This window comes from Spirosoma lacussanchae (assembly GCF_005870035.1).
GTDB lineage: Bacteria > Bacteroidota > Bacteroidia > Cytophagales > Spirosomataceae > Spirosoma > Spirosoma lacussanchae.
Map to the genome: position 1 here is coordinate 1,988,748 of NZ_SWJG01000001.1, position 12,940 is coordinate 2,001,687.

The window sequence follows — 12,940 nt, forward strand, 5'->3', positions numbered from 1 at the left end:
GTTTGTAAAGTTTTTTAAATAAGTATATTTATTTAAAAAAATGCCCAAACCAGATGGTTTGGGCTACTCTTAAGTTAACAAGTTACGGATAGTACTAAATCTGTATTATTGGTATGGTTACTTGCATGTTTTAGTTGAGCCAGTTATTACTTAAATCACTAACCCATTCAGCTAGTTGACGATAACTGCTGTTTTTTACGATAAAGGCACGGCTGCCCAGTTCATAAGACCGGTTTATGTCGGCTAGTTTTACCGACGAGGTACGTACAATCACGGGGATACCCTGCCAGTCTGAATCGTTTTTCAATACCTGTAGTACTTCGTGTCCGTTCAGTACGGGCATATCCAGGTCGAGCAGAATGAGATCGGGAAGATGTCCGTCGAGCTGGTGGGTCAACTGGGTGAGTAGTTCGCGGCCGTGGCTGAAGCAGCGCAGATTACAGGAGGCATATTTGTTGGTAAATACGCTTTGTAGTAGATAATGTTCGTCCGGGTCATCATCGACTACGTAAATAAGTGGGTTTCTGGAAAGAGGCATACGGTGGATTCGATTAAATTGGTAAGACAATATAATTTAATTCCGATAATTATTTTTATAAAAAAGCTGTACTAAGGTAATAATAACGTTCTCCTGTCGGGTATCAACGTCGGCAGCCGGATTGTTGATAAAAGGGATGATCGTCCTAATTTGCTCAAACTCACTGGATGATAATGATTTATAGCCCATGAACCAGCCCGGAAACGATCGTTGCCTGATCGGACTGGCGTATAGCTGGATAAGCTGACTGTGTCTTGGATCATGGGTAATCTTTTTAAACAGCTCTTTTACCGATTTTTCCGGCCCTTCCAGCACTTCAATCAGGCAGCCGTTGAAGTAAAGAAGAATACCGGTAATGTCTAGTGACTGATTTTTCAGCTGGCTCTGGTGCCTGATCTTGTCCAACTCAGCAGCAGACAGAAGCGACGTCACCGAGCTCGTGTAGACAATACAGTAGTCCATCAGATGTATTTTTATACAAAACAGCGTATACTTAACCTTCTATGAACTGATTACTATTAGTATATGATATGACTTTAATCATATACCATTTTTTGCCAACTGACGGGAATAGTTGTATGCTATTTGCAGCCTATTAAAGCGAGCGGTTTTTGTAAAATCAGGCGGATCACTGTATTTTTGTACATTATCTGGTCTACCGGGTTGCTCCCCATCGATGTAGCAACTTGATAGAGAATCAGATCCGGTCCCGTAGCTCAGTTGGATAGAGCATCTGCCTTCTAAGCAGACGGTCTTTGGTTCGAATCCAAACGGGATCACGATGAAATCAAGCACTTGTCTGTACGGTCAGGTGCTTTTTTTATGAGTTACAAGTCGAGTTACTAAACGCTTTTGGCATCGACCAGGTAAGCTAACAAATTTAGGCGTCGGACCTCACAGTTTCGTAGCCCAAACTCAATGAGTCAGCTACACATCGCTATGACGCCGACTCTGCTACAACCCCAACCCGATTATGCTTACTCGTCATGAGCAACCGGATACTCCTATTTGCTGGTTGCGATCCTATATGACAAAGCCCCCTGGCCAGATGACCAGGGGGCTTTTGCTGGAAGTGATTCAGTTATTATAAATAGTCAACGATGCGTTTGCCAACGATACCGTTCTGGAGCTCACGGCGCAGAACTGCTTTACGACGCCGGGGATGGGTCGAAACGTACTTTACACGCATTTTAAGCGTGAAGCTAACCACCATGTATATGCCGAAGAGCGCAATTAGGATCAGCAATGACATGGTGTTGGATATATTACGGTGGAGCAGGAAGAACAGGACCGTGTTCAGGAACGATATGCCACACAGCACAGCGGTTGCGCCGGCATGGGAAAGACCATTGTCAAGCAAGATATGATGCATGTGGTTCCGGTCAGCCGAGAACGGAGAGCGCCCGGCCAGAATACGTACCAGAAATACCCGCAGCGTATCGAAAATCGGAACGATCAGGATGACGATCGCAATGATTGGCGCGTTGAAGAAAGCGGTAGGTTCGTAGCGGAACGATGCGTTAAGATTCACAAACCGAACGGCGAAGAAAGCCAGCATAAAGCCAATGATCAGCGATCCGGTGTTACCCATGAATATCTTGCTGGTCTTCGAGAAGTTGAACCGTAGAAAACCAATCAGCGCCCCCGATAACGTAAACGCCATGCAGGCCATGGCAAAATGATTCGTCAGTAGAAACCACCCGCCAAATGTAGCACTGGCAATTGTCGCAATTCCCCCCGCCAGGCCATCAATTCCATCGATCAGGTTAATGGCGTTTGTCAGGGCGATAAAAATGAAGCAGGTCAGCAGGATACCCACCAGTTCTGCAATGTGGTGAAAGCCCATTATGCCGTACAGATAATCTACCCGGAGATCGCCAAAAAAGATCAGAATCATGGCTGCAACTACCTGAAAGAGAATCTTTTTGGTCGGATCTATACCAACCAGATCATCTTTAATGCCGATAAAAAACAGGATGGTCATACCGGCAACGGACAGGTTCGTGCGGTATATATCGGTCTGGTCGATACTGGGCCAGAGAAAATAGGCGATCAGGATGGCAGCGTAGATGGCAATACCGCCAAAGGTGGGCGTTGGTGTTGAGTGAGAGCGACGTTCACCCGGTTTTTCCATCAGCGACTTCAGCTCAGAAATCTTAATGACTACCGGGATAGAAACGACCGATACAAAACAGGCAACTAAAAAGGATAATATGCACTGATACAGGCCAAGTGTGAAGATATCCTCTCCAAACTTATGCTGTAAGTATGCAATAAATAAATCAATGTTCATAAGGCTGGTCGTTTAGTGATGGCGTGATTCAGAGTTTGGTATCTCCGTTCGTCTAGCCCCTTTTTGCTTTTTTGGTTAGAGGAGTGTGTATCTACCAGGCCCAGCAGGGAGCGTAAAAATCAATTGTTAATTTAAGATCACAAGAAAAATTTGATCAAACGGCTTATGGCTCTACTGTACAGGCGAACCGGGCGGGTGAGGGGGGCGGGTTACGTACTGACTTATCTTGCGCAGGGGCTTCAGCCATAGAGTGAAAAAATAAGGAGTAAGTCCGTTTAGTTTCCAGGCCAGTTGGTCTTCCCGATTAGCGCGCAGCCGGTTACCAACGTTTTTGTTGCTGACTCCGCCGTCCCGCATCACAATCGTTACCTCATCCATATAGGCCAGTTTAGCTTTGTTCTTATGAATAAACCGTAGCAGTAGCTCGTAGTCAGCGGCACTTTTCAGGTCGAGCCGGAATAGGCCGTGCTGTACGTAGAGCTGCCGTTTGGCAAAAAAAGACAAATGGCCCGGCATCCAGCCCCATAAAAAAGCGTTTGGACTGTACCAGCCCGACCGCCAGTAGCGCCTAAGCCGATTGGTGTCGTTGCGATCAACATACAACATGTCTCCATAAACAGCATCGCTGTCACTACGCTGAAACGTGGCTACAACATGGTCGACAACCCGGTCGTGTCGATAAAAGTCATCCGCATTGAGTAAGCCGATTACGTCGCCGGTAGCCAGACCAATTCCTTTGTTCATGGCATCGTACAGCCCTTTGTCCGGCTCTGAAATAAATCGCGCAATTCTCGTGCCGTACGACTTGACAATATCAACGGTACCATCGGTCGACTGTCCGTCGACAACGATGTATTCGATGTCAGCGTAGGTCTGGTTCAGGATCGACTCAATACAATCCCGGATATGCTCGGCGCCGTTGTAGACAACCGTTATGATAGATACTTTCACGCAGTAATAATTCGTTGGCGGACCAGAACGGCCGGGTTTCCCTGATAAATACCATAGGCGCTGAGTGAACGGGTGGCTACCGACCCTACCGACAGCACAGCATGCGACTGACAGTGTACCCCGGCACAAACTACCGCTCTGGCACCGATCCACACCCCTTCGTCAAGAATAATAGGACGGGTTGTCAGATCAAACGTAACACGCCGGTAGTCGTGATTGCCCGTAAGCAGCAAAGCCCCCTGCGACAGACAGGCATGGTTACCTATAACAACCTCACTTAAATTATCGATCCATACCTGCTCGCCGATCCATACATGGTTGCCGATTGTCAGAAACCAGGGGTATTTAATATTGACAGCCGGCTTAATGACGACACCAATGCCTACTTTAGCACCGAAAAGCCGCAAGATGGCGGTTTTCAGAGCGATAGGTATAGGCAGGTAGTTATTCAAAAACACCGAGTTTGCCAGAAACCACAGCAGTATTTTCCAGCGTGGCCCCGGCTGGTACCAGCCATTGTCAAAGCGGGCCAGATCGGTCTTGGTATCCGAAGAGGCATCCCCGGCTGAGGCTGCGCTAGCTGACGGGGTGGGGGCGGCCGGGTTTGAGGTTCTTGCCATACTCTGATTGGAAATAATCGATGATTGCCTGCTTATCGTGACCAACTGTATGATAAACTTCATAGAGTTTGGCATCGACCAGGAACCGATACCAGAGGCCTTGTAAGAAATGCCACATCAGACCCGGGCGGCCATCCAGAAAGCCTAGCCTGATTATGTACCTGTACAAAAAGTACAAAAAGGGCCGGGTAAACAAAGGCAACGAAGCATATTGTAATTTCAGGAACCGCGTGCGCTGTTCCTGAGATCCGAATAACTTTGGCGTTACTCGTTTGGCATCTTCGAAGTTATACTTTATATTCAGCAAATCGATAGCTTCCCGAATCGCGTACTGATTGTGTTTCTGGGTCCACCAGGTTAGGTTGTTCAGGTTGTGGTCTACCAGATCGTGTTGAAACTGAGTGGTTTGGGCAGGTGAACCCTGTTGGTCCGCCAGTTTAATGTGCTCATCCATCCAGATTTCCTCACAGAGGCCCTGACCACGGCGCCACAGTCGCAGTAACCAGATTGGATAATAGCCGCCACGACGCATCCAGCGGTTAAAAAACATAACTCGACGTTTCACATAAATGCCCGTTATATCAGCCGCCAGGGTGGGTAATCGCTCTGTGATTTCACGGGCTAATTCAGGCAATACATACTCGTCGGCATCCATTCGCATGAGCCAACCTGTCTTGAAAGGCGTGTTGGCAATACCGAAGTTGAACTGGGTAGCATAATTGACCCAGGGATTCTGAACCACGACAGCGCCCATTGACTGAGCAATCTCTACCGTGCGATCGGTCGAAAACGAGTCAACGATAAAGATTTTGTCTGTAAATGATTGCAGACTTTGTAAACACCGGGCGAGGTGTTTCTCCTCGTTGAACGTCAAAATGATGACAGAAACGTCAGTCATAACTTGTATACGGAAGCAATCGAAAGAACATGTCTGCGATACGAATAATGCCTTTCCGGTATTATTTTTACGCCACTATCCACGCGCCGATTGTCGACGCAATATTATAACTTTTTTTAGACGGGAAAAAGCCGATGAAGCGACTTTACTGTACCCTTTTATTGATTTTATACTATTTTTCGGTTTCGGGTCAGGTAAAATTTACCGAACTGCCCCGCAATCTACAGCTCTATCCGCGTGATGCTCAAAATCAGGCAAAAATCGTAGTGAGCGGTACTGTAACCTGGAGCGAGTTTGAGCGTATTGCCGTGAAAGTACTACGAGAAGGAGTCGTAACCGGCATACTGAGTCAGACTCTAGTAGGCGAGCCCGAAAAACCATTCAGCTTCAGCACCACCATTAAAGCCGAACGGGCTGAATACGGATTACAGATTTATTTGTACACCAAAACAGATTCCGTATTAATTGCTCAACGAAGTCGAATCGTTTGTGGCGATATTTATATTATACATGGCCAGTCGAACGCCAAAGCCCTTGCCGAACTAGACAGTTACGGTATAGCGCCGGAAGATCGATTCCTGCGTAATTGTGCCTATTCAGACGATTTGAAATCTATAGACTGGTATCAGGTTACGGATCCGTATGCCAGCGTGGGTGGGTTCGGTATTATGTTGCAGCGCCTGATCGTTAACACCTATAACATGCCCACTCTTGTTTTAAACGGGGCTGTAGGAGGAACAGGTATTGTTGACTTAACGGCTCGCGATCCTGCCAATCCAGCTAATATAATTACGTATTACGGGCAGCTGCTAAGCCGGGCACAATGGGCTGGCGTAGCAAATCAGGTAAAAGGGTTTATCTGGAAACAAGGAGAGGAAGAGGCTGGTAGTAACCCGACAAATTACGATCAGAAGTTTGGACAGCTGTACAGTCAAATTCGCGAAGATTATGGCAACGTTCGTGTCTACGTAGGGCAAATTAATATTCTGCGAACGGCCCGGCTAGAAGGGGCTGCCGCCTTACGGGACTTTCAGCGTCGGACCAAGTCTTTGTTCTCTAATGTAGAGACCATTGCCACTGTTGGGTCCCGAGGTTATGATGGTATCCACTATACAGCAGAAGGGCATAAGCAGATGGCTTTTGAGCAGTTCCGTCAAATAGCCCGTGATGTTTACGGGTTTGCCGATACCTTACAAATCAACTCCCCAGATATCAAACAGGCTTTTTATAACACACGCAAAGATTCGATAACACTCGTTTTCGATACTGGAATGGATATGGTTTGGAAAGCAGATACAACCGTTAACTTCGCCAATGGACCGGGTAGTCACGTAAAATATCAGAAGGATTATTTCTACCTGGATGAGCTGCCAGGCTGGGTGGTGGCCGGAAGCGCCCAGCAGAATCGGGTTAAGCTGGCGCTGAAAGGGCCTGCTACGGCGCGGTTTTTACGCTATTTGCCATCAGAGTATTCAAACCCGCCAACGTCGACGTTCTTCGATGGTCCCACACTCCGGAATAAACGCGGGATGCGGGCGTTTTCATTCGATGGATTTCCCGTGGCTGATGCTATTCCAACCGTAAGCACACTGGCCGCCAAACCCATCTCCGAGAAGGAAATTCAACTCAACTGGCCCGCGCTGCCAACGGCGCAGGTACAGATTATTGAGCGGGCCGATGGAACGCCGGTAAACTTCCGGCAGATTGCCAGCCTAACGGCGCGTGAAGCTTCGTTTACCGACACAAACCTGCCCGATCCGTTCGGCATCTACTACTACCGGATGCGGGCGTTCAGCGCGGTCTCCGAGTCGCAATACAGCAACGTGGTCATGGGACGGCCTCTGGTGCTGGGTATCGAGCCTACGGCCCCGCTGGTGCAGGTCTATCCCAATCCTGTGGCTACCGGTCAACAGCTGCACATAGAATCCGATCAGCTACAGATTACCCGCATCGACCTGCGCGACCTGACGGGTCGGCTGGTTAAAAGCTGGACGGGTCCCGCCCGTAAAACAGTCGCGATAGCCCTCGACGGACTGGCTACCGGGCTGTATGTTGCCGACCTGGGAACTACTCAGGGGCATACTGTACAGCGGAAGCTGATTGTACGGTAAGCGAATCCGCGTTGGCTTTGCGCTGGATTCCGTAGTTTTGCGCTGTCATCATTGTGATTCACTTATCTATGCGCCTAGTTATTCTCACGCAGGACGATCCGTTCTACCTCGCCCGCAACATTGACTACCTGCTGAAAAAATTGCCACCCTATGCCGAAGTTGTAGCAACGGTAGTGTTTGACGTATCGCCCTTTGGCAAGCGTGAGAGCTTTAAGGATAAGATGAAGAAGACGTACGATATTTTTGGGTTACCCTTCTTCATTCGGTATGGCTTTAAGTTCGTAGCCTCGAAGCTCGATAGTCGTAACAACGTTCGGAAAGTGCTGGCTGACCGGAATATTCCCCTGGTGCATATAGAAGGGAATATCAATAAAGAAGAAAATCTGCAGAAACTGCGGGCTTATAAACCTGATCTCCTGGTCTCAATTGCCGGCAACCAGATCTTCAAACAGAAGCTACTCGACGTGGCTACCCACGGTTGTATTAATCTGCACACGGCGCTGCTCCCGAAGTATCGGGGACTGATGCCGTCGTTCTGGGTGCTGAAAAATGGCGAGACCCATACGGGGGTTTCGGTGTTTTTTGTCGATGAAGGCATCGATAGCGGGCCAATTCTGGTACAGAATAAACTGGAGATCGGCAACCGGAGCCAGGCTGAACTAATCGATGTTACGAAGAAAATGGGTATGGACGCCATTCTTGAATCGATCGATAAGATCCATAGTGGTGATTATCAGCTCATCGAGAACGACGCGTCTCAGATGACCTACTTTTCGTTTCCCACCCGCAACGACGTCAACGAGTTTCTAAAAGCCGGCAAACGGTTTTACTGAAAAGGAGGAAGGCCCAAGAGGCTGGACACTTGCCTGAGTCCTGTTTCTTTACCCATCTTTCCCTTCATCCTTAGTTATGAATATTCTGACATTTGATATTGAAGAGTGGTTTCACATTCTGGACAACGCGTCGACCCGGACCGAAGCCGAATGGGGACGCTATGAAACCAGGATCTATGAGAACATGGATCGAATCTTCCAGCTGCTGGATGAAACGAAAAGCCGGGCCACCTTTTTCTGTCTGGGCTGGGTCGCCGATAAGCACCCCGATGTGATTCGACGGATCGATGCGGCCGGGTACGAAGTAGCAACCCACTCGTACGCGCACCAGCTGGCCTATGAGCAGACTCCTGCCGATTTTCAGGCCGACCTGGAGCGGTCAATCAAACACCTACAGGACCTGACCGGCAAGAAAGTGCGGTCGTACCGGGCGCCGGGGTTTTCCATCAAAGAGTATAACCGCTGGGTATTCCCGATCCTGATTGAGCAGGGGATCGAAATTGACTGTTCGGTGTTTTCAGCCCGCCGGGCCCATGGGGGCGATGCGTCGCTGGGCATGTTTGAGCCGGGCTACCTGAACGTTGGCGGAACGCTGCTGAAAGAGTTCCCGATCAACACAGCCGCCGTGCTGGGGCAGGATCTGATCTTTTCGGGTGGCGGATACTTTCGGTTATTACCGTATACCGCCATTTGGAGCCTGATGCGCCGGTCAGACTACGTGATGACCTACTTTCACCCCCGCGACTTCGACGCCGGACAGCCGATGATTCCGGGGTTGAGCCGGGTACGCCAGTTCAAGTCCTACTACGGTCTTAAACACTGCTGGCCTAAGCTGCACAAGCTACTGAAAGATTTTCCGTTTATCGACCTGGCCGAAGCCGAACGGCAGGTCGACTGGTCGAAGGTGATCAGGCGGGATGTATAGACCCCGCCGGGCCTGGATCCCGGCGGGTTATTTTTTCCGGGCCACCCGACTGTATTCGTCCAGGAGCCGTTTCGCTACGATCTCAATGTCGTACTGAGTCCGGAGCAGGTTTGTAGCGTTCTGCCGGACCCGCTCCCGCAGAGCATCGTCGCCCAGCAGGCGTTCCAGTCCCGCCCGTACACCTTCAGGCGTTAAGTCGACCAGGCCGGCGGCCTCGTGTTCACGAATGGCTTCTCCAAACCCAACCCGATCAGATACCAGCGCCGGAGTACCGGCAGCCATGGCTTCGAGCACGGCCATGGAAAAGCCTTCGGAGTAGGAGGGCAGCGTGAACAGATCAGCGTCGGCCAGTGCGGCTTTTTTATCGTCGCCGGTCAGCATTCCAACCATCCGAATCGAATCACCCAGATTGTTTTGCTCGATAAACTGCCGGGTTTCGGCCTCGTAACCGTCGTCAGAACCAGCCAGGGCAAGCACTGTACCTGGATGCTGGCGTACATACTCCCGAAAGGCGGGCAGGAGTAGATCGAGGCCTTTTTTCTTGTTTAGCCGACTCAGGAACAAAACTACTTTCTGGTCGAGTGGCAAACCGAATTTGGCTCGGAAAGTACCTTTGGCGGGTAAGCTGGCAAAATCACTCATCTTGACCCCGTTCGGAATGATGACCACGTTGGGATGTTGGTAACCCAGATACCGCAGCACGTCTTCACGCTCGTCGGTATTGTTGATGTGCACCAGATCGGCCCGGCGAAGGTAGGCTTTCTGCGCCAGCGTATCCATGATGCGCTTTTTCCAGTTATTCTGGGCGTAGGTCCAGCGGTCAAGTACGCCATGAATGGTGATGACCTTGGCTACCTGTCGGTCGAGCATAAACGGCGCCAGCGTACCAAAGTGCCATAGCCCATGGCAGTGGATGACATCGTAGTCGCGGACATGCTTCTGTAGAAAGCGGTACAATTCGCCCGAAAACTCCCGGAAGAATCGGCTGATACCGGGTGTTCGTTTGCAGAGAATCAGCCGCGCGCCCTCAGGTACCGGGTAAGGACGTTCGCCGGGCGAGATGGGACTCAGAATATCGACCTGGTGACCCTGACGCAGTACAACCTGAGTGTGGTCGAAGATGATTTTTGGGGGACCTCCTGTTTCCCATGAGTAGGCACAAATGTTCAGAATTCGCATATGTCTCGCGAAATAACCGCTTATGTAGTGAGTTTGATGAACCCGTCGAGCATGTCCTGTGCAACCGCTTCGGGGGCGTATGGAGCAATATGAGCCAGAGCTGACTGACCCAGCTGGTCGGCATCGACAGTGCCGTTCATGAACGAGAGCAAATGCCGGGTTAGCTCGTCGGGTTGGTCCGGATCGAACACGAAGCCGTTTTGGCCATGCCGTACCAGATCAGGCGCACACCCGCAGCGGTTCGACACGATAACGGGCAGGCCGCAGGCCATGGCTTCGTTGACCACCAGGCCCCATGGCTCTGACAGGCTTGGCAGGACCAGTACATCGCTCATGGCCAATACCTCCGGTACCTGATACCAGGGCCGGCCCGGCAAAAAATGAACCGCGTCGCTCATTCCGCGTATAGCCGCCTGTTCAGACAGAGCGCTTTTTTCAGGGCCGTCGCCGAGGAAAATCAGGCCCCAGTCGGCTGCATGTTCAGCTTGAGCCTGCGCGTCGGCAAAGGCGTTTAGCAGGGCTTTCAGGTTTTTGACCGGAATAAGACGACCGACAAACACAAAGTTCCGGGTCCGGATACCCAGCGAGTGCTGATGGGCCAACCGGTGCTGTCTGGCCTGTAGATAGGCCGTTCGGAGCGCTGTATTGTCGACGGAGTTTTTGCGGAGAAGAATTTTTTTGGGTGAAATGCCGAGTTGGATGAGGTAGGTGGCCGATTGGCTACCGAAGCAGAAGAAACCATCGCAGCGGCTTAGTATCCAGCGCTTCAGCTGCTCTTTCCAGCCTCCACGCTGGTGATCGGCCGCTGTACTTTCGTTCTGCATCACAACGCGCACGCCCGTAGCTTTGGCCCAGAGCAGCAACAGAAGCTGAGCCGGATCGTAATAGCCAGTCAGTAACAGCACATCGGGGCGAAAAGCCCTGGCCCGGTTAAGAAGGGCGCTGCTTCGTTCCTGTAGACCTACCTCTTCCAGATACCGGTCGAACAGGAGCTCGTACGGGTAGGTATAGGTTGGAGCATCGGCCTGGCTGGATTCGAGCCCAGCGCGTGAACGTTCGTTACGGGCTATCTGCAACACCATCAGCGTACTGTCGGGCCGCGGGTCAATTAAATGCTGCAACGCCTGGAAAACGCTTGATTTATAGTGCGCCCAAAGAATATTATGAACGATCAGAATGCGCATCTGGCGTTGATAAAGCAGTGATTAACTGGGTAAGGCAACAGGCCTGACAGCAATGAGTTCGCTGGTAACACTCGGCGTCGGCCGTTTGGTCAGATGGGCTGGCAGCAGATGTTCGACCCCCATAAACCGAATCATGGCCGCCAGCGGAAACCAGAACGTGATGTCATACGGTCGTCCGTTGGTAAAGAGCTGAACGAGTATCAGCATATAAAAGTAAGCCAGAAAAACGCTCAGCTCATTGGGGTTCGTACTCATACTTCGGATGGCGTACCGAAGCACCATCGCATTCAGAATACCGAAGAGTGCAAAGCCGAAGACCCCCTGATTGGTCAGTGATTCAATCAGCGGAATATCCAGATACAGGAATTTATAGCCATACCCCAGAATGAGCCGGTGCGGGTGCCCTTCCAGCACGTTGGTAAAGAATAGGGCACTCACCGATCGGTTCGCGGCCGAATCGTCGAGCGTGGCTTTGTAGCCGGAGTTCGCGCTTAACCCCAGCAAGGCATATACGTTCTCCAGGTTCCGTTCCATAAACCCGATTACGTATCCATACAGAATAGCATAGGCATCGTAATACTTCCGGAAGAAGAAACTAATGCCGATCAGACCAATCACGATAACGGCGATTGGCATGGGGCGGAATAAACTTCGGACCGCCGTACGGATCTGGGCGGGCCGGACATTGAAGTAAACAAAAAAGACAACCGCAATGATCAGGGCAACGATGGCCGAGCGGGTTTGGGTCAGTACCAGCACCGCGAGGTTGAGGACCCCCGCAAACAGCGACAGGAGCCGGAAAAGAATATTGGTTTGCGGGTTAAGGAGCCAGATCGCGCAGGCGATCAGACCCATAAAGGCATTACGCGAGAAGGCGTGCGGGTTGCCGGACCCCTCATCGCTGTTGTTCAGCGAGATCGTGGCTCGCTGGCCGATTGTCCAGGTTGGGTCGGTAATCAGCGAATAAATCAGCCCCAGGTTAGATACCAGCGTGAACAGAACCACAACCGGTATAAACACCTGGATAACATCGTTCGGGATGTTGATCAGCAAAAACAGGAAGATCAGGATGTAAGCATAATAAATCATGTCCCGGTCGTAATCCTTGAAGCCAGGCACGCCGTTGTAAACAAACATGTACAGCACGCAAAGGATCAGAAAGGCGATACCGAGCCAGAACATGGTGATATTGGGTCGGTACAACCGACGTAACACCGTGAAGGGGATCATGAGCAGCAGGCCACCCGCCATCGCTACCGCCGTAAACGTAGAGTTACCCGGTGCCAGGCGCAGGGCATCCCGGAAAAAGAAGATCAGCGGATAACCATCCAGAAGAATACAGATGCCCACCACCATGCGCATGAGGTCGAGCGTCTGAAGTAAGCGAATGAATTTAGCCATTACGTCG

Annotated in this window: 12 protein-coding genes and 1 tRNA gene; 4 read left to right on the forward strand and 9 right to left on the reverse strand. The window is 50.7% G+C overall.

Features of this window, described 5'->3' with window-relative positions; translation table 11 throughout:
* Positions 1-130: 130 nt before the first annotated feature.
* The gene (locus FBR45_RS08230; protein WP_138501023.1) at positions 131-538 is read right to left on the reverse strand and encodes a response regulator; all 408 of its coding nucleotides are present in this window, start codon (positions 536-538) and stop codon (positions 131-133) included.
* A gap of 36 nt (positions 539-574) precedes the next feature.
* Positions 575-1,000, reverse strand: coding sequence for a BLUF domain-containing protein (locus tag FBR45_RS08235; protein WP_138501025.1), 426 nt, complete (start codon positions 998-1,000; stop codon positions 575-577).
* A 243-nt stretch (positions 1,001-1,243) separates the two neighbouring features.
* On the opposite strand from FBR45_RS08235, the gene FBR45_RS08240 reads away from it, so the two are divergent.
* Positions 1,244-1,317, forward strand: a tRNA-Arg gene (locus tag FBR45_RS08240).
* Positions 1,318-1,622: 305 nt separating this feature from the next.
* On the opposite strand, the gene FBR45_RS08245 is transcribed toward FBR45_RS08240, so the two are convergent.
* The 4 genes from FBR45_RS08245 to FBR45_RS08260 all read right to left on the reverse strand — a co-directional run bounded on the left by FBR45_RS08245 (position 1,623) and on the right by FBR45_RS08260 (position 5,300).
* On the reverse strand, positions 1,623-2,831 hold the full coding sequence (locus tag FBR45_RS08245) for an MraY family glycosyltransferase (RefSeq protein WP_077919940.1): 1,209 nt from the start codon (positions 2,829-2,831) through the stop codon (positions 1,623-1,625).
* Positions 2,832-3,002: 171 nt separating this feature from the next.
* A complete protein-coding gene (locus FBR45_RS08250; protein WP_138501027.1) occupies positions 3,003-3,782 on the reverse strand; it encodes a glycosyltransferase family 2 protein in 780 nt (259 codons plus the stop codon).
* A complete protein-coding gene (locus FBR45_RS08255; RefSeq protein WP_138501029.1) occupies positions 3,779-4,402 on the reverse strand; it encodes a WcaF family extracellular polysaccharide biosynthesis acetyltransferase in 624 nt (207 codons plus the stop codon). The genes FBR45_RS08250 and FBR45_RS08255 overlap by 4 nt, the downstream gene beginning before the upstream one ends.
* The gene (locus tag FBR45_RS08260) at positions 4,359-5,300 is read right to left on the reverse strand and encodes a glycosyltransferase family 2 protein (RefSeq protein WP_138501031.1); all 942 of its coding nucleotides are present in this window, start codon (positions 5,298-5,300) and stop codon (positions 4,359-4,361) included. The genes FBR45_RS08255 and FBR45_RS08260 overlap by 44 nt, the downstream gene beginning before the upstream one ends.
* Positions 5,301-5,434: 134 nt before the next feature.
* On the opposite strand from FBR45_RS08260, the gene FBR45_RS08265 reads away from it, so the two are divergent.
* From FBR45_RS08265 to FBR45_RS08275, 3 genes are all read left to right on the forward strand, one after another.
* Entirely contained in the window at positions 5,435-7,411 is a 1,977-nt protein-coding gene (locus tag FBR45_RS08265; protein ID WP_138501033.1) for a sialate O-acetylesterase, read from the forward strand.
* A 68-nt stretch (positions 7,412-7,479) separates the two neighbouring features.
* Entirely contained in the window at positions 7,480-8,244 is a 765-nt protein-coding gene (locus FBR45_RS08270) for a methionyl-tRNA formyltransferase (protein WP_138501035.1), read from the forward strand.
* 76 nt (positions 8,245-8,320) lie between these two features.
* The gene (locus FBR45_RS08275; RefSeq protein ID WP_138501037.1) at positions 8,321-9,169 is read left to right on the forward strand and encodes a polysaccharide deacetylase family protein; all 849 of its coding nucleotides are present in this window, start codon (positions 8,321-8,323) and stop codon (positions 9,167-9,169) included.
* Positions 9,170-9,196: 27 nt separating this feature from the next.
* Here the strand turns inward: FBR45_RS08275 and FBR45_RS08280 are convergent, their stop codons facing one another.
* From FBR45_RS08280 to FBR45_RS08290, 3 genes are read right to left on the reverse strand one after another with little or no spacing between them, the layout of a single operon-like run.
* On the reverse strand, positions 9,197-10,348 hold the full coding sequence (locus tag FBR45_RS08280; RefSeq protein ID WP_138501040.1) for a glycosyltransferase: 1,152 nt from the start codon (positions 10,346-10,348) through the stop codon (positions 9,197-9,199).
* 20 nt (positions 10,349-10,368) lie between these two features.
* The gene (locus FBR45_RS08285; RefSeq protein ID WP_138501042.1) at positions 10,369-11,532 is read right to left on the reverse strand and encodes a glycosyltransferase; all 1,164 of its coding nucleotides are present in this window, start codon (positions 11,530-11,532) and stop codon (positions 10,369-10,371) included.
* 21 nt (positions 11,533-11,553) lie between these two features.
* Complete coding sequence (locus FBR45_RS08290; protein ID WP_138501044.1) at positions 11,554-12,933, reverse strand: O-antigen ligase family protein; 1,380 nt, start codon at positions 12,931-12,933, stop codon at positions 11,554-11,556.
* Between the last annotated feature and the right edge of the window lie 7 nt (positions 12,934-12,940).